Source organism: Planotetraspora sp. GP83 (assembly GCF_041262585.1).
In the GTDB taxonomy this organism is placed as follows: domain Bacteria; phylum Actinomycetota; class Actinomycetes; order Streptosporangiales; family Streptosporangiaceae; genus JAOEGB01.
On the sequence record NZ_JBGCBZ010000012.1, the window covers coordinates 199,127 to 222,391 of the forward strand.

23 protein-coding genes are annotated in these 23,265 nt (G+C 70.0%); 13 read left to right on the forward strand and 10 right to left on the reverse strand.

Annotation, left to right across the window (positions count from 1 at the left end):
- Positions 1–228 precede the first annotated feature (228 nt).
- Positions 229–1,800, forward strand: coding sequence for a serine protease (locus tag ABH927_RS18890; protein ID WP_370023262.1), 1,572 nt, complete (start codon positions 229–231; stop codon positions 1,798–1,800).
- Positions 1,801–1,910: 110 nt separating this feature from the next.
- Here the strand turns inward: ABH927_RS18890 and ABH927_RS18895 are convergent, their stop codons facing one another.
- Complete coding sequence (locus ABH927_RS18895) at positions 1,911–3,251, reverse strand: hypothetical protein (protein ID WP_370023264.1); 1,341 nt, start codon at positions 3,249–3,251, stop codon at positions 1,911–1,913.
- A 283-nt stretch (positions 3,252–3,534) separates the two neighbouring features.
- A complete protein-coding gene (locus ABH927_RS18900) occupies positions 3,535–4,704 on the reverse strand; it encodes an NADP-dependent malic enzyme (RefSeq protein ID WP_370023266.1) in 1,170 nt (389 codons plus the stop codon).
- A 293-nt stretch (positions 4,705–4,997) separates the two neighbouring features.
- Here ABH927_RS18900 and ABH927_RS18905 point away from each other — a divergent pair, with 293 nt between their 5' ends.
- On the forward strand, positions 4,998–5,525 hold the full coding sequence (locus ABH927_RS18905; RefSeq protein WP_370023268.1) for a CGNR zinc finger domain-containing protein: 528 nt from the start codon (positions 4,998–5,000) through the stop codon (positions 5,523–5,525).
- Positions 5,526–5,562: 37 nt separating this feature from the next.
- On the opposite strand, the gene ABH927_RS18910 is transcribed toward ABH927_RS18905, so the two are convergent.
- A complete protein-coding gene (locus ABH927_RS18910; protein WP_370023270.1) occupies positions 5,563–5,877 on the reverse strand; it encodes a helix-turn-helix transcriptional regulator in 315 nt (104 codons plus the stop codon).
- A gap of 84 nt (positions 5,878–5,961) precedes the next feature.
- Between ABH927_RS18910 and sodN the strand changes: the two genes are divergently transcribed.
- The 3 genes from sodN to ABH927_RS18925 all read left to right on the forward strand — a co-directional run bounded on the left by sodN (position 5,962) and on the right by ABH927_RS18925 (position 7,787).
- Positions 5,962–6,363 (forward strand): superoxide dismutase, Ni, encoded by a 402-nt coding sequence (gene sodN, locus ABH927_RS18915; RefSeq protein ID WP_370023272.1) that lies wholly within the window; start codon positions 5,962–5,964, stop codon positions 6,361–6,363.
- Positions 6,364–6,564: 201 nt separating this feature from the next.
- Positions 6,565–6,990 carry an ATP-binding protein gene (locus tag ABH927_RS18920; RefSeq protein ID WP_261584020.1) on the forward strand — a complete coding sequence of 142 codons (426 nt, stop codon included), beginning with the start codon at positions 6,565–6,567 and terminating at the stop codon, positions 6,988–6,990.
- Between the two features lie 17 nt (positions 6,991–7,007).
- Positions 7,008–7,787: an RNA polymerase sigma factor SigF gene (locus ABH927_RS18925; RefSeq protein ID WP_370023348.1), complete on the forward strand. Its 780-nt coding sequence runs from the start codon at positions 7,008–7,010 to the stop codon at positions 7,785–7,787.
- Positions 7,788–7,919: 132 nt separating this feature from the next.
- Here the strand turns inward: ABH927_RS18925 and ABH927_RS18930 are convergent, their stop codons facing one another.
- Complete coding sequence (locus ABH927_RS18930; protein ID WP_370023275.1) at positions 7,920–8,345, reverse strand: hypothetical protein; 426 nt, start codon at positions 8,343–8,345, stop codon at positions 7,920–7,922.
- A 58-nt stretch (positions 8,346–8,403) separates the two neighbouring features.
- On the opposite strand from ABH927_RS18930, the gene ABH927_RS18935 reads away from it, so the two are divergent.
- Both ABH927_RS18935 and ABH927_RS18940 read left to right on the forward strand, forming a co-directional pair.
- Entirely contained in the window at positions 8,404–9,438 is a 1,035-nt protein-coding gene (locus ABH927_RS18935) for a diacylglycerol kinase family protein (protein WP_370023277.1), read from the forward strand.
- A 285-nt stretch (positions 9,439–9,723) separates the two neighbouring features.
- Complete coding sequence (locus ABH927_RS18940; RefSeq protein WP_370023279.1) at positions 9,724–9,978, forward strand: WhiB family transcriptional regulator; 255 nt, start codon at positions 9,724–9,726, stop codon at positions 9,976–9,978.
- A 279-nt stretch (positions 9,979–10,257) separates the two neighbouring features.
- Here ABH927_RS18940 and ABH927_RS18945 read toward each other — a convergent pair whose 3' ends face one another.
- Positions 10,258–11,721 (reverse strand): histidine kinase N-terminal domain-containing protein, encoded by a 1,464-nt coding sequence (locus tag ABH927_RS18945; protein ID WP_370023281.1) that lies wholly within the window; start codon positions 11,719–11,721, stop codon positions 10,258–10,260.
- A 68-nt stretch (positions 11,722–11,789) separates the two neighbouring features.
- On the opposite strand from ABH927_RS18945, the gene ABH927_RS18950 reads away from it, so the two are divergent.
- From ABH927_RS18950 to ABH927_RS18970, 5 genes are all read left to right on the forward strand, one after another.
- Positions 11,790–12,941, forward strand: coding sequence for an 8-amino-7-oxononanoate synthase (locus ABH927_RS18950; protein WP_370023283.1), 1,152 nt, complete (start codon positions 11,790–11,792; stop codon positions 12,939–12,941).
- Positions 12,938–13,666, forward strand: coding sequence for a GntR family transcriptional regulator (locus ABH927_RS18955; protein WP_370023285.1), 729 nt, complete (start codon positions 12,938–12,940; stop codon positions 13,664–13,666). The genes ABH927_RS18950 and ABH927_RS18955 overlap by 4 nt, the downstream gene beginning before the upstream one ends.
- Before the next feature lie 115 nt (positions 13,667–13,781).
- The gene (gene bioD, locus ABH927_RS18960) at positions 13,782–14,504 is read left to right on the forward strand and encodes a dethiobiotin synthase (protein WP_370023287.1); all 723 of its coding nucleotides are present in this window, start codon (positions 13,782–13,784) and stop codon (positions 14,502–14,504) included.
- Positions 14,501–15,589 carry a biotin synthase BioB gene (bioB, locus tag ABH927_RS18965; protein WP_370023289.1) on the forward strand — a complete coding sequence of 363 codons (1,089 nt, stop codon included), beginning with the start codon at positions 14,501–14,503 and terminating at the stop codon, positions 15,587–15,589. Before bioD ends, bioB begins: the two co-directional genes overlap by 4 nt.
- A gap of 87 nt (positions 15,590–15,676) precedes the next feature.
- Positions 15,677–17,323 (forward strand): acetolactate synthase, encoded by a 1,647-nt coding sequence (locus ABH927_RS18970; RefSeq protein ID WP_370023291.1) that lies wholly within the window; start codon positions 15,677–15,679, stop codon positions 17,321–17,323.
- A 23-nt stretch (positions 17,324–17,346) separates the two neighbouring features.
- Here ABH927_RS18970 and ABH927_RS18975 read toward each other — a convergent pair whose 3' ends face one another.
- On the reverse strand, positions 17,347–19,014 hold the full coding sequence (locus tag ABH927_RS18975; protein ID WP_370023293.1) for a protein kinase domain-containing protein: 1,668 nt from the start codon (positions 19,012–19,014) through the stop codon (positions 17,347–17,349).
- 141 nt (positions 19,015–19,155) lie between these two features.
- Positions 19,156–19,338 (reverse strand): hypothetical protein, encoded by a 183-nt coding sequence (locus tag ABH927_RS18980; protein ID WP_370023295.1) that lies wholly within the window; start codon positions 19,336–19,338, stop codon positions 19,156–19,158.
- 134 nt (positions 19,339–19,472) lie between these two features.
- On the opposite strand from ABH927_RS18980, the gene ABH927_RS18985 reads away from it, so the two are divergent.
- Positions 19,473–19,850, forward strand: a complete 378-nt coding sequence (locus tag ABH927_RS18985) for a thioesterase family protein (protein ID WP_370023297.1) — start codon at positions 19,473–19,475, stop codon at positions 19,848–19,850.
- Positions 19,851–19,987: 137 nt separating this feature from the next.
- On the opposite strand, the gene ABH927_RS18990 is transcribed toward ABH927_RS18985, so the two are convergent.
- The 3 genes from ABH927_RS18990 to ABH927_RS19000 form a co-directional block, all read right to left on the reverse strand.
- Entirely contained in the window at positions 19,988–20,200 is a 213-nt protein-coding gene (locus ABH927_RS18990; protein ID WP_370023299.1) for a biotin/lipoyl-binding carrier protein, read from the reverse strand.
- A gap of 246 nt (positions 20,201–20,446) precedes the next feature.
- On the reverse strand, positions 20,447–21,712 hold the full coding sequence (locus ABH927_RS18995) for an HD-GYP domain-containing protein (RefSeq protein ID WP_370023303.1): 1,266 nt from the start codon (positions 21,710–21,712) through the stop codon (positions 20,447–20,449).
- 11 nt (positions 21,713–21,723) lie between these two features.
- Positions 21,724–23,076, reverse strand: a complete 1,353-nt coding sequence (locus ABH927_RS19000; protein ID WP_370023305.1) for an HD-GYP domain-containing protein — start codon at positions 23,074–23,076, stop codon at positions 21,724–21,726.
- Positions 23,077–23,265: the final 189 nt, after the last annotated feature.

Genomic DNA, 23,265 nt, shown 5'->3' on the forward strand with positions numbered 1-23,265 from the left:
ACAATGCCCCGTTCACCAGCCCATCTGCGGAAATATCACGATTCGATGCCGACTGGCTGAGTGCCGATAAATATCTAATCGGTAACAGCATGATATCGGCGCGGTAAGCGTGAGGAAGGGCTCGAATGCCCCTTCGGGCCACAAGATCTTCAATGTAGGGTTCGATCAACCTTTACTGACGGATGGGACGCAAGAGGCGTTCCACGACAGCGCGAGGAGCATCCCCCTATGAAGAAGCGTCTGCTTCTCCCCCTCGGTGGCGTTGTCGCCACCGGCCTGCTCAGCTCGGCCCTCGTCACCCCGGCTCAGGCCTCCGGTGACGTGGCCGGCACCCCCCTGGCCAGCCAGACGGCCGCCTGGCAGATCGCCGCGTTCTGGTACGGCGAGAACAAAGCCAACCTGATCGGCGCCACGCCGTACGACGTGGAGACCAAGGTCGTCGCCAAGCACGTCTCGACCGGCGGTCCCTCCGCGGACAGCAAGCCCGGCGTGGTCCCGGCGATCGGCGACGAGAAGAAGTCGGCCGCCAAGTCGAAGAACATCAACCTGCCCAAGACCACGGGCAAGGTGTTCTTCATCGGCGCCGACGGCGAGCCGCACTGGTGCACCGCCACCTCCGTGCAGTCGCAGTACCACAACCTGGTCGCCACGGCCGGGCACTGCGTCTACGACACCGAGTCGAACGACGAGACGCTCGACTACTGGGTCTTCATCCCGGGTTACTACCAGGGCAAGACCCCGTGGGGCATCTACGTGGGTAAGCAGGCCTTCACCCACTACGACTACGACGTCTACGAGGACGGCGACCGCGACTACGCGTTCGTCACCGTCTACAACGGTGTCCTGCCCAACAGCGGGGCCGGCGAGGTCACGGCCAAGGAGTACGACAAGTACCCCGACGACGACCGTCTCGTGAAGCCCGTCGTCAGCCGGTACGAGACCTACGCAGAGGCCAAGGCCCACCAGGGCAAGGGCGAGATCGACGCCGTCCCCGACACCAAGCACCCGGTCGCCGTCGGCACCCCCGAGTCCAAGACCGTCCAGGTGACGAAGGACGCCTACCTCACGGCCAAGGGCGTCGACCCCAAGGCCGCGGGCGTCAACGAGGACGAGTCGAAGCAGTTCGAGATTCACACCACGAAGGCTCCGGAAAACGTCCCGTTCCTGAGCAAGGACGGGAAGAAGGAGTACTACAAGTTCGAGGAGATCTCAGAGCCGGCCGAGACCGCGACCCCGACGGCGTCGCCCAGCGCCACGCCGTCCGAGACCCCGGCTCCCGCCAAGAAGTACAAGTACTACTACCGCACCTTCTGGGCGAACTACGACCTGTACTACAAGGTCACCCGGTTCTACGTCCGGACCTTCACCGACGTCGGCCGCCTCGGCGACAACGTCGGCGGTCAGGGCCTGGCCTACAACCAGAAGCTCGGCAAGCCGGTCTTCGTCTTCGGCTACCCGAGCGGGTCGCACCCGGACGGCAACTACGCCTACTCCGGTGCCACGCTCAAGTGGTCGTACGGCAAGACCTTCGCCGCCAAGGCCGCGGCCATCAAGGGCGAGGAGCTCGTCGGGGTCAAGTCGTCCTTCACCGGTGAGGGCTCGATCGGGTCGTCCTGGCTGCTCAGCTACAAGAGCAACCGCCGCCTCGGTTACCTCAACGGTGTGACGATCGGCATCTCCGACACCGACAAGAACAACCGCATCGACACCAGCATCTCGCCGTACTTCGACGGTGAGCTGTACGGCGTCTACAAGGCGGCCGCGCACCTCTGGTCCGGCAGCATCGTCGCCAAGTACTGATCCCACCGGTAGTCGCCGGCGGCGTGGTGCCCGCCGCCGGCGCGGTGGCAGCGCTTGACCCGCAGGGCCCGGCTTTCCCAAGCCGGGCCCTGAGCCCTTTCACTGACTGTTCAGGCCCGGGCGAGCACCTCCGCGACTCGGGGTTCCGCGGCGTACGGCTGGAGCCGCTTCCGCATGTCCGCGACGTACGACCTGGTCCGGACGGACTGGAGACCCTGGGCGACGTCGAGGGCCGACGCGGCGGCCGTGCACGCCTCCTCCAGCTCGCCCTGCTGCAGGAGGGCCGAGGCCAGGAGCGAGAGGTTGAACATCTTCCCGCGGACGTAGCGGCCGTCCATCCGCAGCGACCGTCTCGCCTGCCGTACGGCGGCCGCGCCGTCGCCGAGGTCGCGCAGGCAGTGGGCCGACTTGGCGGCGAGATACGCCTCGTCGAAGTAGCCGATCCACTTGGGCTCGTTCTCGGGAGAGCGCCGGTCGAAGGCCACCTCGGCGCGGTGGAGCGAGGCGGCGCACGCCGCGCCGTCCCCGAGCAGCGCGAACGCGTGCGCCTCCAGGACTCGCGCCTCGGCCAGCAGGGAGAACACCCCCGACCGCTCCGCCGCCATCGCCGCGGCCCTGGCCAGGTCGAGGCCGTGGCGGGGCTGGCCGATGTAGAGCGCCTGGTGGCTCATGCCCGCCAGGATCTCCCCGCCCAGCCCGTGGTCGCCCGCGCCGCGCGCCAGCCCGAGCGCCTGGATCAGGTAACGCTGGGCGATGCCGTGCTGCTCCAGGTCATAGGCCATCCACCCGGCGAGCCTGGTGAGCTCGGCCGCCGCGGTGGCGAGCGCGCGACCGGTGGCCTCGCCGTACGCGCCGTCCCGGAGAAGAGGCGTCACGGCCGTGTCCAGATATTTCACGACGGGGCCGCGGATGCTGCCGCCGCCGAATCGGTTGTCCAGCTCGCTGAACGAGCGGGTGACCTCGCGGATCGCGGTCACGTCGGAGACGCCCACCCTGCGGGGGCCGTCCGCGGAGAGCCGCTCCTCGGCGGGGATCGTCAGCCAGCGGGCGATCCCGGCCGAACCCGCTCCCAGGGCGAAGGTGGAGTCGAGCAGGAACTTCCGCCGCTCGACGTCGGCCCTCCACAGTGCTGTCACGCTTGCCACACCCTCCTGCCACGAATGGGGGAACTCCTGTCCGAGGTCGAGAGGGACTGCTCCGCGTGACATGCCGATGTCCTCGGCGGACACCGGCTTCCCCAGCCGCAGGGAGAAGATCTCCGCCAGCAGCTTGGGCGCCGGATCACGCGGACGCTGGCCGCCGATCCAGCGCAGCACCGAGCCGTGGTCGTATCTCATCCCGGCCAGCCCGCGGGTCAGACCGAGATCGTTGAGCCGGCGGGCCAGCCCCTTGCGGGACAGGCCCGCTTCGGCGAGGTGCTGCTGGAGTAGCCGGTTGGGTTCGCGTCGCATCGCTCTCCTCACCACGCGACAGGCATAGCCGGTTGGTAACGGAGAGCTCTCTTTATAGCACGTACCGTGAACCCCCCAAGGGATTCCCAAATCTTCGACCGGGCCATCCGGAAGACATCGCGGGGAAAACGGACCCGTGAAAGCACAAGGTCGTGATCACGCACGCTGCGGTGCATGATCACGACCCATGGCTTCGCAGGCCGTACGGCACGCGCGGGAACCCGCGCATGATCACATCAAGGGTTGAGCCAGGTACTGGACCTGTCGGGGAACCCGCGCATGATCACGCGGGAATGCGGGCGACACCGTCTTGGCGGGCCTGCGCGGCCACGGCGGCGGTGACCGCGGGGGCGACCCGGGCGTCGAACGGCGAGGGGATCACGTAGCTCTCGGACAGCTCGTCTCCCACCACCGCCGCCAGCGCAGCGGCGGCCGCCACCTTCATGTTCTCGGTGATCGTCGTGGCCCGCACGTCGAGCGCGCCCCGGAAGACCCCGGGGAAGGCGAGCACGTTGTTGATCTGGTTGGGGAAGTCGGACCGCCCGGTGGCCACGACCCGCGCGTAGCGGGCCGCCACGGACGGCTCCACCTCGGGCGTCGGGTTGGAGAGCGCGAAGACGATCGAGTCCGGCGCCATCGAGGCGATGGCCTCCTCGGAGACCGTCGAGCCCGACAGGCCGATGAACACGTCGGCGCCGGCGAGGGCCTGCTCGGTCGAGCCGGCGAGGCCGGCCTTGTTGGTGTCGCGGGCGAGCGCCTCCTTGACCGGGTTGAGCCCTTCCCGCCCGGAGTAGAGGATGCCCTTCGAGTCGGAGACCGCGATGTCGCCGATGCCGGCGTTGAGCAGGATCCGCGTGACGGCCACGCCGGAGGCCCCGGCGCCGGCCACGACCGCGCGCAGCTCGCCAAGGGAGCGCCCGGTCAGGCGGGCCGCGTTCTGCAGCGCCGCCAGTGCCACGATCGCCGTGCCGTGCTGGTCGTCATGGAAGACGGGGATGTCGAGCAGCTCCCGCAGCCGGTCCTCCACCTCGAAGCACCGCGGGGCGCTGATGTCCTCCAGGTTGATGCCGCCGAACGAGGGTGCGAGCCGGACCACGGTCTCGACCAGGCCGTCGACGTCGGTGCAGTCGAGGCAGATCGGCACCGCGTCGACGTTGCCGAACTCCTTGAACAGAAGCGCCTTGCCCTCCATGACCGGCATGGCGGCGGCGGGCCCGATGTCGCCGAGGCCGAGGACGGCCGTGCCGTCGGAGACCACGGCCACGACGTTGGAGACCCAGGTGTAGTCGTTGACCAGCTCGGGGCTGTCGGCGATCGCCGTGCAGACACGGGCGACGCCGGGCGTGTAGGCGAGAGAGAGGTCGTCCGCGTCGCGGACGGGGATGGTGGAGCGGACCTCCAGCTTGCCGCCGCGGTGCAGCGCGAAAGCGGGATCCAGGTCGAGAGATGCCAAGGAGACAGGTGAAACGGTCACAGCGACCCCAGTGTCGAAAGGACGAAACCTTCGGTAGACGCCGACAAGAGAACGAAAGCCCAGGCTTCGGTAGCCGCCGGAGGCCGTCGTCGTTGACGGTCGTCTCTTGAGGGGGGTACGGGGGTCACCCGTCTCCTGATTGTGCCACATGACCGAACGGCCGCCCATGTCAGGCGGGCCACAGCCGATGCCCCCCCGGGAGTTCCCCGGACATGCCGTCCGTGTAATACTCGGAGGCAGGATTGGTCCCTTACACCCCCTAGGTCGTCCCGTTGGACTTGACGTCATATGCCGAGCTGGCCGTCCTGCTGGTCAACAGAGCCGACGAGCTCAGGACCCTGGACACGCTGCGCGAGCTCCTCCGGGGGACCGGGCGCACCGAGGCGGCCGCCCGGGTCACGCGCCGCGACCTCGACGCCCTGCTGGAGCTCCGGGAGGAGCTGGCCGACGTCTTCGAGTCCGCCGCCGCCGGCGAGGAGGCCGACGTGGTGGAGCGGCTCAACGGCCTTCTCGTCCGCCATCCCGTCCATCCCCAGATCTCCGGCCACGACGGCCAGCCCTGGCACATGCACCTGACCGAGGGCGGGCGAGTGGCCGACGCCCTCGCCGTGGGCTCGGTCATGGGCCTGGCCAGCGTCGTCACCCGCCTAGGGGTCAACCGGCTCGGCATCTGCCAGGCCGCGGCGTGCCACAACGCCTACCTGGACACCTCTTCCAACCGGTCCAGGCGCTACTGCTCCGAGCGGTGCGCCAGCCGGTCCAACGTCGCCGCCTACCGCGCGCGCAAGCGCGGCGCCTGACCGGGACTGGGACGTCCGCGGATTCCGGCCCGAGGGCTCAGCCCCGGAGGCGGGGGAACCGGCGGAAGGGGCGGGGCCAGTAGCGCAGCACGACCCGCCCGACGATCTCCGTCGCCGGGACCGCGCCGAAGTCCCAGCTGTCCTGCCGGCCGGCGGCCTGCTGGTTGTCGCTCTCCAGCCACCAGCCGTCCTCGGTGAGCCGGAACGCCCGCTTGACGATCAAGCCGTGGGGCCTCCTGGCGACCACCACGTCACCGGGCCTGATCACGGCGCCGCGCCGTACCAGCAGCCAGTCTCCGGGCCGCAGCACGGGCAGCATCGAGTCGCCGACGACACTGACGGCGGTGAGCACATCCCCCTCCTCGCACGAGTTTCAGGACGAGTAAGGTCGGTACTTGGACAGTGCTGTTACCAGCATTCCTAAGGAAGGATTCCGATGCTCGCACGACTGCTGCGACCGAAGCACGAGGCGTCCGCCCACTGCGACCTGCCATGCGGGGTCTACGACCCGGCCCAGGCCCGCATCGAGGCCGAGTCGGTCAAGGCGATCATGAAGAAGTACGCCGACAGCGACGACCCGGTCTTCCGGACTCGCGCGCTGATCATCAAGGAACAACGGGCGGAGCTGGTCAAGCATCACCTGTGGGTGCTGTGGACCGACTACTTCAAGCCCCCGCACCTCGAGCAGTACCCGCAGCTGCACCAGCTCTTCTGGGACGCGACCAAGCTGGCGGGCGCGGCCGGCGGCAAGGGCACCGTTGACCCCGCCCAGGCGGACGAGCTGCTCGCCAAGATCGACGAGATCGCCAAGATCTTCTGGGAGACCAAGGCGGCCTGAGCCGTACGATCCATGGCCCCGCACGGTTCCCGAGACCGCGCGGGGCCAGATCGTTAAACACCGGCAGAGCTGCGGAGGGAATTTACTAGGAGTTACCCCCAAGATCACCACAAACGGCGCGTCCGAGCGGAGCAACCGGGGTCGAGTGGCGGTAGGTTGCAGACAGCGGCACTGAGCCGGCTCGAATGGGCGAGGAGGAACGTGACCGAGGAAACCGAGACGCCTGCGGTGGATCTGACCGGGATCCGTGACGCTGTGAGTGTCCGGCTGCCCGCCGTGAGCGCCTATCTCTCCGTGCTCCGTACGGCTACGGCCGGGCTCGCGGCACGGCTCGACTTCACCCTCGATCAGATCGAGGATCTCCGCATCGCGGTGGACGAAGCGTGCGCCATGCTGCTGCGCCACGCGGTGCCCGGAACCGACCTCCTGGCGGAGTTCGAGCTCACGGGGCAGGAGATGACGGTCCGCGTGGAGGTCAGCACGGTCGGCGTCAGCGCTCCCAAGCGAGACGACTTCGCGTGGATGGTGCTCACCGCCCTGGCCGACGACGTGGACGCCACCTCCGATCACCCGGACCACATGGCCATCGTGCTGCGTAAGCGCCGAGGCACAGCGAGGCCGGCGTGACGGAGAGGACTCGTGCCATGGCCTCCGGCGACTCGGCGGTTCCCGACCGCGTGCGGGCGCGCACGCTCTTCGGGGAGCTGTCGGAGCTGGCGGCAGACGACCCCAGGCGCCAGCGCATCCGCGACGAGCTCGTGGAGCTTCATCTGCCGCTGGTGGAATACCTCGCGCGCCGGTTCCGGAACCGCGGCGAGTGGCTCGACGATCTCACGCAGGTCGCCACGATCGGTCTGATCAAGTCGATCGACCGGTTCGACCTGGCGCGCGGCGTGGAGTTCTCGACGTACGCCACGCCGACCATCGTCGGCGAGATCAAGCGTCACTTCCGGGACAAGGGGTGGGCGGTCCGGGTGCCGCGCCGCCTGCAGGAGCTCAAGCTCTCGCTGACCAAGGCGATCAGCGAGCTGTCACAGCGGGAGAGCCGCGCCCCCACGGTCGCCGAGCTCGCCGCGCACCTGCAGATGACCGAGGAAGAGGTGCTCGAGGGCCTGGAGTCGGCGAACGCCTACTCGACGGTCTCTCTCGACGCCCCGGACTCGGGCGACGACGACGCGCCCGCCGTGTCTGACTCGCTGGGCATCGTGGACGAGTCCCTCGAAGGCGTCGAGTATCGGGAGTCGCTCAAACCGCTGCTGGAGCGGCTGCCTCCGCGCGAGAAGCGGATCCTGCTGCTGCGCTTCTTCGGAAACATGACGCAGTCGCAGATCGCGACCGAGCTGGGCATCTCGCAGATGCACGTCTCCCGGCTGCTCGCGCGGACGCTGGCCCAGCTCCGCGAGGGCCTGACCGCCGAGGACTGATGCCCCGACCGGCAAGGTCTGCCCGGAGATCCGGTCGCCTGGCCGGGCAGGCCCGACCGAAACCTGCGAGCCCGGAACCTGCTGGTCCGGAGACCGGCTGAGCAGTCAGGACCCTGCTAGCCCGGAACCCCCCTAGTCCGGAGATCCTGGGGAGCCTCCTCCGGAGCCGTCCTCGCCCATCAGCGCATGCGTGGACTGAGGGGCGAGGAGCGTCACGAGCACGATCACGGCCGCCACGACGAGAGGCACGCCGAAGGCGTACTGCCGGGACCCGATCAGTGAGATCGCGACCGGCAGGATGAAGATCTGCGTCACCACGCCGGGCCCCCTGCTCCAGCGGAGGGCCTGCCACACTCCCCACGCGACCCAGCCGATCCCGGCGCCGGCCAGCATGCCGAACGCCGCCACGGCCAGGGCGCTGGACATGTCCGAGGGCTTGCCGATCAGGGTTTCGACGGCGACGTAACCCCCCAGGACCAAGCCGAGGAGGCCCTCGGCTGCCAGGACGGCCGCCGCGACGGCCAGGGTGGCGGGACGGCGGGCAGGACTGCTGATCACATCGCCCAACCCTACCCGTGCCGGTCGGCGGCCCCTTCCGAAGGCGTCGTCGGCCATCGTGGTAAAGCGTCGTTTAACCTTGTCGTTTAACCTTCAAGACATGCGGGCTCTTCTCCTCGTCAATCCGAAGGCGACGTCGACGCACCAGCGCACACGGGATGTGCTGATCCGGGCGCTCGGTGCGGCCGTGGACCTCTCGGTCGAGGAGACCGCCTACCGCGGGCACGCGGGGGTCCTGGCCGGCACGGCTCACGCGAAGGGTTTCGAGGCGGTGGCCGTTCTCGGCGGCGACGGCACGATCAACGAGACCGTCAACGGGCTGCTGGAGGGGCAGCCGGACGAGCGCGCCGCCGAACGGCCGGCGCTGATCGTCATCCCGGGCGGCAGCGCCAACGTCTTCGCACGCGCGCTCGGCCTGCCGAACAACCCGGTCGAGGCGACCGGCGCGGTCCTGGAGGCCCTGCGCGACGAGCGAAGGAAAACCATCGGGCTTGGCCAGGCGATCTGGCACGATGAGGTTTCAGGCCCGGATCCCGGGGCAGATGCGGGCCCAGACCACCACAGGTCCCGATATTTCACATTCTGTGCTGGCTTGGGATACGACGCCGAGGTCGTCCGGGCCGTGGAGGGGATGCGAAGCGCCGGACTGCGGGCGCTGCCGTCCCTCTATGTCAACACGGCGGTCAGGCATTTCTTCGCAACCGACCGCCGCCGCCCCGCCATGCGGTTGAGGCGCCCGAACCAGCCCGACGTGGAGGGCATCTTCATGGCGATCGTGTCCAACACGTCGCCGTGGACCTACGCCGGATCACGTCCAATCAACCCGACGCCGTGGGCGAGCTTCGAGACGGGTCTCGATCTTCTCGGCCTCCGGAAGATGGGCCTGCCGACCTTCCTCGGGCTCGCCAGGCAGATCGTCGCGGAGCGCCGGGGATTGCCGACAGGTAAACACCTGGTCCAGCTTCATGACGAGGCCGAGTTCACCTTCCTCGCGTCCCGGCCGGTCGCCTTCCAGCTCGATGGCGATTACCTGGGCGAGCACGAATGGGTGGTATTCCGTTCTATCCCGGATGCGTTACAAGTCTTGGTCTAGCTCGTTACATCTAGTCATAGTGTGACGTATCCGACAGCCATGGGGGGCAAAACCTTGTCCCAAACCTCTTGTGTGGTGTTGGCATGGCTGAAAAGCTGAAGTACGACGTCGGAACGTAGGACCTTTACGGAGGCTACAGCTTCCGGAAAGCGCCCCGGCGATCATGTGGACAAGCCCGGCCCGAACCATAGCACCGGGCAAGTCCACGCATTAGCTAGTGAAAGAGTTCACAAAGTTGTCGGCTGAGGAGCCGCGGAGGCTCCACTTTACGAAGGAGTGGAACGCATGGACTGGCGCCACCGCGCTGCCTGCCGTGACGTGGACCCCGAGTTGTTCTTCCCGATCGGGAACACCGGTCCCGCGCTCATGCAGATCGAAGAGGCCAAGCAGGTCTGCCAGCAGTGCTCGGTCACCGAGTCCTGCCTGAAGTGGGCCCTTGAGTCCGGTCAGGACGCCGGCGTCTGGGGTGGACTCAGCGAGGACGAGCGCCGCGCCCTCAAGCGGCGTACGGCCCGCGCCCGCGCCCGAGCGGGCGTCTGAACTACAGAAACCCGACACTCCGGAAGCCCTAACACTCCGGAAAGCCCTGACACTCCAGGAGCCCCGACGACCAACGCGGGTTCGGTGAATGCCATCAGTGCCGGCATTCACCGCGGTCAGGCCGGTTCACCCGGTAGGTCCGCCTCGCCACGTCAGGCCGCCTCGCCGTGTCGGACGGTTCGCCCCATTAAGGCCGGTTCTTCACTGACACCGAGCTGAAAACCCATTGCAACGCGAACAACACCGCTTACCACTTACCCCGTCCAGGGGATATCACCTTCACCCTGCTTGCACCGGAATGCTCAAAATGACTTCGGTGCCGCCGCCCTGCCTCCGCTCGATGGCCAGACGGCCTGACAGCTCGCCGACGACCAGCGTTCGGACGATCTGCAGCCCCAGGCTCGCGGTCGACTCCAGGTCGAAGTCGGTGGGCAGCCCCTTACCGTCGTCCGCCACCACCACCTCCAACCGGTCGAGGTCACGCGACACGAGGACCTGAACGTTGCCGGACTTGTGCGAGAAGCCGTGCTCAACGGCATTCTGCAACAGCTCGGTGAGGACCATCGCGATCGGGGTGGCCACAGCGGCCGGCAGCACCCCGAAGCTGCCGATGCGCTTGGGCAGGACCTGTGCGACGGAGACCTCCGCCGTCATGGCGATGACCCGGTCCGCGATATCGTCGAACTCCACCATCTCCTCGGGCATCTGCGCGAGGATCTCGTGCACGATCGCGATCGAGCCGACCCGCCGGACGGCCTCGCTGAGCGCCTCCTGCCCCTCCGGGTTGTTGAGCCTGCGCGCCTGCAGCCGGAGCAGGGCCGCGACCGTCTGCAGGTTGTTCTTCACGCGGTGGTGGATCTCGCGGATCGTCGCGTCCTTGGTCAGCAGCTCCCGCTCGCGGCGGCGCAGCTCGGTCACGTCGCGCACGAGCACCAGGGCGCCGATCCTGCCGCCGCCGACGATCAGCGGGATCGCCCTGAGCTGCACCACGGTGCCGCCCTTTTCCACTTCGGTCTCCCGAGGGGCCCGTCCGCTGGCGACGAGCATCAGGTCCTCGTTGATGGGCTCGTCCGAATAGCAGAGGTCGGCGGTGGTCTTGCCGAGGTCGCCCCCCACCAGGTCGGCGTGCAGGCCGAGGCGGCGGTAGGCCGACAGTGCGTTAGGGGAGGCATAGGTCACCCGGCCCACCCGGTCGAGCCGGAGGAGCCCGTCGCCCACCCGGGGCGAGCGGACCAGGATCGGCTCCTCCTCCGGGAAGGGGAACCGCCCCTCGGCGACCATCTGGGCCAGGTCGGAGGCGCTCTGCAGGTAGGTCAGCTCCAGCCGGGACGGCGTCCGCGCCGACGACAGGTTGGTCGAGCGCTGGATGACCCCGAGGAACCGGCCGGACAGGCCCCGCCGTACCGGGATGGTCTCCTCGCGGACGGGCACGCCGCTGGACCAGTCCGGGTCGCCCTCGCGGCAGATCCGGTGCTCGTTCCACGCGATGTCGATGAGGGGCCGCTCTCCCTTGGCGACGACCATGCCGACGACGTCGTCGTGATACACCGTGGGGCCCGTGGTCGGCCGCATCTGGGCCACCGCCACCCACCCCTCGCCGTCCTGGTGCGGGATCCAGAGGATCAGGTCGGCGAAGGACAGGTCGGCGAGCAACTGCCAGTCGGAGACCAGGGAGTGGATCCAGTCCAGGTCAGCGGAGTCGAGCGCGGTGTGACGGGTCACCAGGTCGCTGAGAGTCGGCACGTGTGAATGATGCGTCGGGATGCCTCCCGAAAGCGAATCGACCTCCCCCACCTGGCAAGATGCACTCCATGACAGGGCCGATCGACAGATTGCGCACGGCTGCCGCCGAACGGGAGGCCGCCGGGCTGCGGCGCGCCCTGCGCCCCCGCACCCCCGACCACGACGGCCTTCTCGACCTGGCTTCCAACGACTACCTGGGCCTTTCCCGCGACGAGCGGCTGGTCGAGGCCGCCGTCCGGGCCACCCGGGAGTGGGGCACGGGCTCGACCGGGTCGCGGCTCGTCACGGGGACCACCCTGCTCCACGCGGAGCTGGAGGACCGGCTGGCCGCCTTCACCGGGGCCGCCCGGGCGCTGGTGTTCTCCTCCGGCTATCTGGCCAACCTGGCCGCGGTCGCGGCGCTCGCCCGTGGCGGCCTGGTGGTCTCCGACGCCGGCAACCACGCCTCGATCGTGGACGCCTGCCGCCTGTCGCGGGCGCGCGTCGCGGTGACGCCGCACGGCGACGTCGAGGCGGTGGCCAAGATCCTGGCCGAGCGCGCCGAGGATCACGCGGTCGTCGTGACCGACGCCGTGTTCTCCGTGGACGGCGACCTCGCGCCGCTCCGGGAACTCCACGCGGCAGCCGTACGGCACGGCGCCCTTCTGGTGGTGGACGAGGCGCACGCGCTGGGCGTCGTCGGCGAGCGGGGCAGGGGCGCGGTGCACGCCGCCGGGCTCGCGGGGGATTCTGGCGTTGTGAGAACCGTCACGCTCTCCAAGTCGCTGGGGTCGCAGGGCGGTGCGGTGCTGGGCGCCTCCGAGGTGATCGAGACGCTGATCGACACAGGCCGCTCGTTCATCTTCGACACCGGGCTCGCCCCCGGCTGCGCCGGAGCGGCCCTGGCGGCGCTCGAAATCCTGGAAAGCACTCCTGACCTGCCCGGGCGGGCTCGGGCGCGGGCGCACGAGCTCGCCGCGACGGCACGGGAGCTGGGCCTGGAGTCGGGCGATCCGGCGGCGGCCGTGGTGCCGGTCGTCCTCGGCCCCCCACAGCTCGCGGTGGTGGCCGCGGCCCTGTGTGCGGACCACGGCGTCCGCGTGGGATGCTTCCGCCCACCATCGGTGCCCCATGGCCGGTCTTGTCTCAGGTTGACCGCTCGGGCCAATCTGGGGTCCGATGATCTCGCGGTGGTCAGGGGCGCGCTCACCGCTGTGGCCGAGGTGAAGGTGGACATGTGACGGAGCGCAGCGAGGACTCCCCCAGGGTTCCCAAGTACTACGACGTGAAGCGGAACCTGCTGGAGCTCACCAAGTCCCTGTCTCCGGGGAGCGCTCTCCCTCCGGAGCGGACGCTCGCCGTGCGTTTCGAGACCTCCCGCACGACCGTGCGACAGGCGCTCTCCGAACTGGTGGTCGAGGGCAGGCTGCTGCGGATCCAGGGCAAGGGCACGTTCGTGGCCCAGCCCAAGGTCGCCCAGGTGCTCCAGCTCACGTCGTACACCGGTGACCTGCGCACCGTCGGCCTCGAACCCGACACGAAGATCCTCGACATCAGCTACATCACCGCCGACGAGGCCCTCGGGCGGCGGCTCGCGATCAACCCCGGCGGGCGGGTCCTGCGCATCCACCGCCTCCGCCTGGCCAACGGCGAGCCGATGTCGATCGACACCACCCACCTGTCCGCCCGCCGGTTCCCCCGGCTCCGGCGCGAACTCGAAGGGCACTCCTCGCTGTACGAGACGCTGCACAACGCCTACAACGTGCGGCTGACCGACGCCGAGGAGGTCATAGAGACCGTGCTGGCCACGCCGTACGACGCGCAGGTCCTCGGGGTGGACGTCGGCCTCCCCATGCTGCTGCTCACCCGCCACGCCTTCGACGCCGACGGCAACCCCGTCGAGTACGCCCAGTCGCTTTACCGCGGCGACCGCTACAAGTTCGTCACCCGCCTCAGAAGGCCCTAGCCGTACTGTCTCTACGGCTCCCGCCGGGCCGGCGCCTCCCGCCGCCGCCCGACATCGTCGTACGAGGCGCTCCTCCTGCCCCCGGCCACCGCCGTCACGGCCTACGCTGCGGTGGATGAGCATTCTCGTTGTCACGGGGACGGACACCGGCGTCGGGAAGACCGTCGTCACGGCCGCGATAGCCGCACTTGCCAGGGAGCGGGGCGCGACGGTCGCGGTGGTCAAGCCGGCGCAGACGGGAGTGGCCCCCGGGGAGCCGGGCGATCTGGACGACGTGATCAGGCTCTCGGGCGTGACGACGACGTTCGAGCTGGCCCGCTACCCCGACCCGCTGTCCCCTGCCGCCGCGGCCCGCGTGTCGGGCCTCCCCACGCTGTCGCTCGCCTCGGCGGCCGCCCGCATCCGGGAGCTCGCCGAGTCACACCGGCTGGTGATCGTGGAGGGGGCCGGAGGGCTGCTCGTCCGCTTCGACGAGGACGGGGGCACGCTGGCGGATCTGGCGAGATCCCTGCAGGCGCCGGTCGTCGTCGTGGCCCGGGCCGGGCTGGGCACGCTGAACCACACCGCGCTGACGCTGGAGGCGATGGCGGGCAGAGGGCTCGACCTCGCCGGAGTAGTGATCGGCTCGTGGCCCGCCGAGCCCGGACTCGCCGACCGGTGCAACGTCGCCGACCTTGAGATGCTGGCCGCCCGGCCGCTCGCCGGCGCGCTTCCCGAGGGAGCCGGCTCCCTTGACCAGGCGGTTTTCGCCCGCGTGGCCCGGGCCGGACTCGCCCCGGCGCTCGGGGGGGTGTTCAATCCCGCCGGATTCCGCTCGACCCTTAAGCTTTCCCCGTGACCGAGACCCCACAGTGGACCCCGCAGTGGCCTGAAGACACGAGCGCTCCCCAGGCGCCGGCGAGCAGCGGAGCGGAGCGCGGCCAGGTGAACGCAGACATCATCGAGATCGCCCGCGTCCAGGTGCTGGAGGAGGGCAGGGGCCTCGACGCGGCTCAGGCGCTGGAGTGTCTGCGGCTGCCGGACGAGCGCCTGCCCGAGTTGCTCGCCCTGGCCCACGAAGTCCGGATGAAGTGGTGCGGCCCCGAGGTGGAGGTCGAGGGGATCGTCTCCCTCAAGACCGGCGGCTGCCCGGAGGACTGCCACTTCTGCTCCCAGTCGGGCCAGTTCTCCTCCCCGGTCCGCGCGGCCTGGCTGGACATCCCGTCGCTGGTCCAGGCGGCGGTCGAGACGGCGCGCACGGGGGCGACCGAGTTCTGCATCGTCGCGGCCGTGCGCGGCCCCGACCAGCGCCTCATGGACCAGGTGCGCGACGGCGTGAAGGCGATCCGCGAGGCCGTCGACATCAACATCGCCTGCTCGCTCGGCATGCTGACGCAGGCGCAGGTCGACGAGCTCGCCGAGATGGGCGTCCACCGCTACAACCACAACCTGGAGACGGCCCGGTCGCACTTCTCCCACGTGGTGACCACCCACACGTGGGAGGAACGGTGGGACACCTGTCTCATGGTCCGCGAGGCCGGCATGGAGCTGTGCTGCGGCGGCATCGTCGGAATGGGCGAGACGCTGGAGCAGCGGGCCGAGTTCGCCGCGCAGCTCGGGGAGCTGGAGCCCGACGAGGTGCCGCTCAACTTCCTCAACCCGCGCCCCGGCACGCCGTTCGCCGACCATCCGCTGCTGGAGGGCGCCGAGGCGCTGAGGACGATCGCGACGTTCCGTCTCGCCCTGCCGCGCACGATCCTGCGGTACGCGGGCGGGCGCGAGCTGACGCTCGGCGACCTCGGCACCCGCGACGGCATGCTCGGCGGCATCAACGCGATCATCGTGGGCAACTACCTGACCACACTCGGCCGGGCACCCGAGCAGGACCTGGGACTTCTGGTCGACCTGAAAATGCCGATCAAGGCGCTGTCCCAGACCCTGTAAGGGGTGTTACAGAGGGCGTTTCGGGGCAGGGTCTGCCAGATCAGCAGGCCCCTGTCCGGCTAAGTGACTGACTGGTAGGTTCACGGCATGGAGTCCCCCAAGCACGCAGGCGACATAGCGGTCGCCGTATCCCAGGCCTACGGCGTGGACACGATGTTCACGCTCTCCGGCGGGCACGTCTTCCCCCTGTACGACGGGGCGGTCCATGAGAACATGCGCATCCTGGACGTACGCCACGAGCAGAGCGCGGTCTTCGCGGCCGAGGCGACGGCCCGGCTGACCCGCCAACCGGGGCTGGCGGTGCTGACCGCCGGTCCCGGCATCACCAACGGCGTCTCGGGCGTCGCGACGGCGCACTTCAACGGCTCGCCCGTCGTCGTGCTCGGCGGCCGGGCGCCCCGGTCCCGCTGGGGCTCGGGGGCGCTCCAGGAGATGGACCACCCGCCGCTGTTCGAGCCGATCACCAAGCTCGCCTTCACCGGCTCGGGAGCCGACTCCATCGGCCAGGACGTCGAGATGGCCTTCCGTACGGCTCTCGCCCCGCACCGCGGGCCGGTCTTCCTCGACTTCTACATGGACGACCTGTTCTCGCCCTCGGGCGAGCACGACACGGAGACCCTGACCCCGTCGCCGCTGGAGCCCGACCCCGAGGCGCTGGCCACGATCGCCCGGCTGATCGCCGAGGCCGAGCGGCCGGTGCTGGTGCTCGGCTCCGACGTGTGGATGGACCGCGCCGAGGAGGCCGCGCGGGACTTCGCCGAGGAATACCGCCTGCCGGTCATCCCCAACGGCCAGGGCCGCGGCATCCTCCCCGCCGGTCACGAGCTGCTCGTCACCCGGGCCCGCGGCATGGCCTTCGGCCAGGCCGACCTCGTCATCGTCGTCGGCACGCCGCTCGACTTCCGGCTGGGCTACGGCTGGTTCGGGGGCAAGGACGGCGCGCCGCTCGCGAAGGTCGTGCACATCGCGGACGCCCCCTCCCAGCTCGCGACGCACACCGGCCTCGCCGGGGCCGCGGCCGGCGACCTTTCGGTCCTGTTCTGGGGCCTCGGCGCGGCCTGTGGCACCGGCGGCGTGAACCCGAAGGCGTACGCGCCGTGGGTGACGGCCCTCGCGGAGGCGGCCGCCGCCGCGACCGCCGGCGACGCCCCGCTGCTGGAGTCCGACTCCGACCCCATCCACCCCATGCGGATCTACGGCGAGCTGGGCAAGCTGCTGGCCGACGACGCGGTGGTCATCGGCGACGGCGGCGACTTCGTGTCCTACGCCGGGAAGTACGTCGAGCCGCGCAGGCCGGGCAACTGGCTCGACCCGGGCCCGTACGGCTGCCTCGGCACCGGCCTGGGCTACTCCATCGCGGCGCGGCTGGCCCGGCCCTCGTCCCAGGTCGTGCTGCTGCTCGGCGACGGGGCCGCCGGGTTCTCGCTGATGGACGTGGACACCCTCGTCAGGCACAAGCTGCCCGTGGTCATGATCTGCGGCAACAACGGCATGTGGGGCCTGGAGAAGCACCCGATGCAGATGCTGTACGGCTACGACGTGGCCGCCGACCTCCAGCCGCAGTGCCGCTACGACCAGGTCGTGACCGCGCTCGGCGGTGGCGGCGAGCTCGTGACCTCCCCGGCCGAGATCGGCCCCGCGCTGCGCCGGGCGTTCGACTCGGGCGTGCCGTACCTCGTGAACATCGCCACCGACCCGGAGATCGCCTACCCCCGGAACACCACCGGCGTGTGACGGCGGGCGCCCTGCCCCCTGGCTCAGGGGGTGGGGCTCACCGACGGGCTCGGCGTAGGGCTGGGGCTCGGAGACGAGCACGGCTTCCTGAGTACGAAGATCCTGACGACGGACTTCTCGGCCGCGAGCGCTCCCGAAGCAGGGGATTGGCCGGTCACCGGGCTCCGGCAATCTCCGTCGCCGGAGTATTTGACGGTGGCCCTGAAACCGGCCTTCTGCAGCTTGGCCGTCGCCGCGCCCTCGCTGAGCCCCCTCACCAGCGGAACCCTCAGCATGTTCGCGGTATCGCTCGGCGAAGGACTCGGCGATGGGGAGTCACTGGGGGTAGGACTCGGCGACGGTGTTCTCGTCGGAGTCGGGGTCGGGGTGTGCGGAACGGAGGTCCTCGTGCGGGTGGGCGTCACACTCGGCCGCGGAGGGGTCTTGGACGGCGAGTGGGCCGGAGCGCTGGGGGATTCGACGGTCAAGGGCGGCGTGCTCGGCTCGCCGACATTGCCGGAGCCGGCGGAGGCCAGGTTGACGCCGAGCGCCGCCAGGCCGACGACGACCACACAACCGGCGACCCCGGCCACGATCGGCCCCGTGCGCTTCTTCCTCTGTGCGGCGGCCCCGTGGCGGGACGACCGCGATCCGGGCTGCGGCGCCTCGACGGTCGCGGGCGGTACGGCGGGGCCGCCGCTCCAGGTGTCCCTCGTGACCCGGTAGGTCGGCGCCTCGCCCGTGAAGGCCGGGTCGGCGTAGGGGCGGTCAGGGTAGGCGGGCTCCGACTGGGTCGAGGCGGAGCCAAGGCCAAGGGCGGCCGCCATGCCCTGCTGGCCGTAGCCGCCCGTCGCGGGAGCCGTACCGGGATCGAACGTCGCTCCCAGGGCGACCGACTGCCGGGCGGCCTGGCTCATGGCGGCGGCGGACGGCCAGCGGCGGGCCGGGTCCTTCGACATCGCCCGCTCCACGACAGCGCGCACCGGGGGCGGCACGTCGGCCGGTAACGGCGGGGGCTCCTCGCGAATGTGCTTGAGCGCGATCGTCACCGGGGTGTCGCCGTCGAACGGCCTGCGCCCGGCCAGGCACTCGTAGGCCACGACGCCCAGGGCGTAGATGTCCACGGCGGGGGTGACCGGAGCGCCCTCGGCCTGCTCGGGGGCGCAGTACGCCGCGGTGCCTAGGACCATCCCGGCGTCGGTGAGGCGGCTGTTGGCGTCCGCGCGGGCGATGCCGAAGTCGGTGAGGACCAGCGTGCCGTCCGGGCGGACCAGGAGGTTGCCGGGCTTGATGTCGCGGTGGACGATCCCCCGGTCGTGGACCGCCTGCAGAGCCGCCGCGGCCTGCGCGATCAGCTCCATCGCGGGCTCGGGCCCGAGCCGTCCGAGCCGCATGAGAAGCCGGTCAAGGGGCTCGCCGTCGACGAACCTCATCACGAGGTAGGCGGTCGGCCCGTCGCCGGGGACGTCGGTGACGCCGTAGTCGTACACGTCGACCACGCCGGGGTGGTTGACCGTCGCCATCGCGCGGGCCTCGCCCTGGAACCTGACGGCGAAGCCGGGGTCGTCGAGGCGGCCGGGAAGCAGCACCTTGACCGCGACGGTGCGTGCGAGGACGGTGTCCTCACCCCGCCACACCTCGCCCATGCCCCCGGCGCCGAGCCGGGCGTCCAGCCGGTAGCGTCCAGCCAGGGTCGTCCCTTGGGCCACCATTTGTGCCCCATACCCCCTAAGTAACTTCAGCCCCGAAGGTGTCCAACCAAGCAGGCTCGGATCGCGGGAAGGTCACGACCTGATCACAGAAGCCTGAACGGACACGGCTCCCGCCCCCGGGGTCAGGCCAGAGCTTAGCGGTTACCCCGCCGTGCTGCCGTGCTCGGAGCAGCGGGCGGACCAGCTCCGGGGAGTCACCTGGACGACCATCCGGCGGCGGCACCGCGCGCAGTAGCGTGGCGGTTCCATCGCCCGGGCGGCCCGGCAGGTCGCGTGCTCACCCTCGGCGGCGGGCCTGCCGCAATGATCGCAGTAGAGGTCCACGATCCCCCAGCCTAGCCGGGGGTCCTGGACGCTGTCCCGCGGATCACTCCATGGCGGGCGCGGCCCGCCGAAGCCGGTCCGGGCGCGCAAGGAGGCAAAAGATCTAGGAGGTGCGACCTAATAAGCTGGCGCGCATGACACTTGCTCCAGGACTCCGCGCCGATGTCCTCATCATGGTCGAACGGGAGGACACCGCCATCCGGGTCGGCAGCGGCGACGTGCCCGTCCTGGGCACGCCGCGGTTGCTCTCCTTCGCCGAGGGGGCCACGGTCAAGGCGGTCCAGCAGCACCTGGGTCCCGGTCAGACCTCGGTGGGCACGAAGGTGGAGCTGGAGCATCTCGCGCCGAGCCCGGTCGGCATGCACGTCGAGATCACCGCCGAGCTGACCGAGGTGGACGGCAGGCGGCTGGTCTTCTCCATCAGGGCCGTCGACAAGACCGGCGTCCTCGTCTGCACCGGCAGGATCGAACGGATCGTCGTCGACCGCGAGAGGTTCCTCGCGCGGCTCTAACCTCCGCCGCATGATCACGTACGGCTGCCGCCCAGGTCGGCACCCTTGCTCGGGAACCTGTGCATGATCACGTACGGCTTTCGCGCAGGTCGGTACCTCCGTTGGGGAACCCGTGCATGATCACGCGGGGTGGGGGGCTACTCGATGACGGCGATCAGGTCGCCCTCCTGGATGACATCACCCTCGGCGACCTTGAGCTGGGCCACCACGCCGGAGTCCTCGGCCAGGACCGGGATCTCCATCTTCATCGACTCGAGGATGACGAGCGTGTCGCCCTCATCGACGGCGTCGCCCTCACTCACCACGACTTGCCAGACGTTCGCCACCATCTCGGCGCGTACCTCGGCCACCCGCAAACTCCCCTCAATCGACGAATCAAACTATCGGGCCTGCCTCATCCTGAAGACCAGTCCCATGTCGTAGTCCCCGCTCATGAATTCGGGGTTGTCCACTGAGTCGAATACGCAGCCAACTTTATGGGGATCCCCGCTCAGACCCCCGCCAGTTTCCAACTGAACCCGACGGGCGGATCTGTAGGGTCGTTACAAAAACGACCCCCTCGGCGTGCCGCTGGAGGGCTCTGGGTAAGACGTCTGCTACAAGCGTGTTACGAGGACGATCCGGTCGACGACGCGGGCCATGGCCTCCACGACCGCGGGGTCATACTCCGCGCCCCCGTCCAGGCGGAGCCGTTCGAGCGCGGCCGCCGCCCTGTCCCTGTCGGTGGAGCCGCCCACCAGATCGTCGTACGCGTTGGCGGCCTTGATGATCCTGCTGGCCGCCGGGGGCGAGTCGCCGACGGGGTCGCACTGCCGCTCGACGATCTCCGCCACGCCGTGGAGGACACCGGTCTTCCTGATCACCTCGGCCCCCAGCTCGGCGATGCGCCTCGCCTGCGCCGGGTCGGTCAGCACGGTGGCCCCGCCCGGGATCGGGTCGCGCAGCGAGAGCTGGCCGATGTCGTGCATGAGCGCCGCGTACTCCAGCTCCAGCAACTGGGGCTCGGACATCCCGAGCTCCCGGCCGATGGCGAGGGCGAGCTGGCTGACCCTCCGGGAGTGGCCGGGCTCGACGTATCCGCCGACCTCGGTGACCCGGCTCAGCGCGCGCACCGTCTGCAGGTAGGTCGCCCGGATCCCGGCGTACTTCCGGAACGCGACCTGCGTGACCAGCAGCGGCGCCGCGAACGCCGGCAACGCGGTCATGTCCATGCTGTGCGACGCGAGCGCGAGCAGCATCCCCGACGCGGCGACGGCCGCGCCGAGCGGCCCGCCCATCCGGATCTCGTCCCGTACGGCCACGCGGAAGGCGGTCCTGACCTGCTCGGCCCGCAGCATCGCCGCGATCACCACGTCGGCCGTCAGCATGACCGCGCTGAGGACCGCCATCACGCCCAGGGCGGGCCACCAGTCGCCCTGCAGGGCCACCCGGCGGAGCGGGTCCGCCAGCGGACGGTAGGCGAAGGCCAGCAGCGAGCCGGCCAGCAGCCTCCTGGCCATCGCGTCCAGGCGCGGGGGGCGGCCGACCGCCAGGTGTGGCAGCCCGCCCGCGATCATCCCCACCGACATGACCGCGACGACCTGCAACGCCGAGTGGTCCGCCGGGCGGCCGCCGACGTCGAGCAGGAGCGCGTAGCCCAGCGCGGCGGCCGTGGAGACCGGGGCGACCTCGCGGTTGCCGGGCATCGTCAGCCGGGCCAGCTCGCCCGCCGCGATCAGCACGCCGAACCCGATCGCCACCTGCGAGTCGGCCAGCCCGACGGCGGCCGTGTGGGAGATCCCCGCCACGGTGAGCATTCCGGCCGCGCAGATGAGCAGGAGCTGCCCGGAGTCGAGCCCGTGCGCCGGCCTCGCCGTCGCCATCCGCCGCTCCCTCACCGCTCCGACACCACCTGGATGGGCGTCGTGGGGTCGTCGTGGTCCTTGGCGGTGGTCTCGACGGCGTCGTCCGGCGGAGCCGGGACGGCCTCCGGCGGGTTCCAGCCGTCGCGGCTGAGCGCCTTGATGAACGTGCCGACCATGACGGGGTCGAACTGGGTGCCGGCGTTCTTGCGCAGCTCGGCCACGGCCACGTCGACGGACTTCGCCTTCCGGTAGGCCCGGTCCGACGTCATGGAGTCGAAGGCGTCGGCCACCGCGATGATCCGGGCGAACTCCGGGATCTCCGACCCGGCCAGCCCCATCGGATAGCCCTTGCCGTCGTGCCGCTCGTGATGGTGCATGATCCCGGCGAACGCCTCGTCGAGGAAGTCGATGCCCCGGACGATCTCCAGGCCGCGCATCGGGTGCAACTGAATCGCGGCGAACTCCTCCTCGGTGAGGTCGCCGTCCTTCTGCAGGACCTTGGTGGGCACGCCCAGCTTGCCGACGTCGTGCAGCATCCCGGCGTACCGGATCGCGCGGAGGCGCTCGGTCCCCATCCCGATCTCCTCAGCGATCATGGAGGAGGCGGCCGAGACGCGGGTGCAGTGGCCGCGGGTGTAGTAGTCCTTGGTCTCCACCGCCTGGCACAGGGCCGCGATCGTCGCGTCGTAGGACCGCTGCTCGGCGTGGTAGTGCCCCAGCGCCCAGCGGGCGACGAACAGCGGCAGCAGCACGAGCACGGTGGAGATCGACTGCACCGTGGCCCAGAGCCCGGCGATCAGCAGGCCGAAGGTGGCGTAGCCGACGATCGACCCCAGGAACTGGACGATGCCGCGCAGCGAGACCTGGTTCTTGCCGACCCCCGCGACCAGCAGGAGGATGATCGCGGTCAGCACGAAGTTGATCCCGACGAAGGCCGCCGTGGCCGCGCCGTACGGGACGATGATGCCCGGGAAGTCGGTGATCTTCGGGAGGCCGACGGTGCCCCCCGCCAGCGCGAAGGCCCATCCCGCGGCGTAGCCGCAGATCACGAACTGAGCGCCGTTGAACAGGCGCTTAACGACCGGCAGGCCGGGCCGTACGCTGACGACCGCCATGAGCCCCACGAGCGCCGCCCCGAGGGGGCCGACCAGGACGACGGCCGCCAGGGCGGCGGAGTAGCTCACCGACACGGCGGCCTGTGGCACGTTGAGCAGCGTCGGCACGGACTCGCACACCAGGAACAGCAGCGCGAGCACGATCAGGCTGGACCACTCGACCTGGTCGTACCACCTCGGCACGGTGACACTGCGCGCCAGCAGGAAGCCGGCGGTCCCGATCAGCGCGACGAAGTAGACCTTGGCAGGCCACGGCAGTTCCCGCAATGCGGCCTCCCCAGGTGAGAAGGCCTATGGACCCAGCATGCATTGAGAAGATCCACAGGCATTGGCCGACACGACTCAGGTCCAGGAGATCCCCGGACTTCCGGTGACCACGCCGGCCAGGATGATGACCGGAGTGAGCAGCGCCAGCGCGGCCAGCAATCGGACGATGGACTTCCCAAGCATGTGCCG

Bases quoted from the DNA above. Each gene is read 5' to 3' on its own strand.
- ABH927_RS18890 (WP_370023262.1), top strand. From the start codon at position 229: ATGAAGAAGCGTCTGCTTCTCCCCCTCGGTGGCGTTGTCGCCACCGGC.
- ABH927_RS18895 (WP_370023264.1), bottom strand. From the start codon at position 3,251: ATGCGACGCGAACCCAACCGGCTACTCCAGCAGCACCTCGCCGAAGCG.
- sodN (WP_370023272.1), top strand. From the start codon at position 5,962: ATGCTCGCACGACTGCTGCGACCGAAGCACGAGGCGTCCGCCCACTGC.
- ABH927_RS18925 (WP_370023348.1), top strand. From the start codon at position 7,008: ATGGCCTCCGGCGACTCGGCGGTTCCCGACCGCGTGCGGGCGCGCACG.
- ABH927_RS18940 (WP_370023279.1), top strand. From the start codon at position 9,724: ATGGACTGGCGCCACCGCGCTGCCTGCCGTGACGTGGACCCCGAGTTG.
- ABH927_RS18950 (WP_370023283.1), top strand. From the start codon at position 11,790: ATGACAGGGCCGATCGACAGATTGCGCACGGCTGCCGCCGAACGGGAG.
- bioD (WP_370023287.1), top strand. From the start codon at position 13,782: ATGAGCATTCTCGTTGTCACGGGGACGGACACCGGCGTCGGGAAGACC.
- ABH927_RS18970 (WP_370023291.1), top strand. From the start codon at position 15,677: ATGGAGTCCCCCAAGCACGCAGGCGACATAGCGGTCGCCGTATCCCAG.
- ABH927_RS18975 (WP_370023293.1), bottom strand. From the start codon at position 19,014: ATGGTGGCCCAAGGGACGACCCTGGCTGGACGCTACCGGCTGGACGCC.
- ABH927_RS18985 (WP_370023297.1), top strand. From the start codon at position 19,473: ATGACACTTGCTCCAGGACTCCGCGCCGATGTCCTCATCATGGTCGAA.
- ABH927_RS18995 (WP_370023303.1), bottom strand. From the start codon at position 21,712: ATGGCGACGGCGAGGCCGGCGCACGGGCTCGACTCCGGGCAGCTCCTG.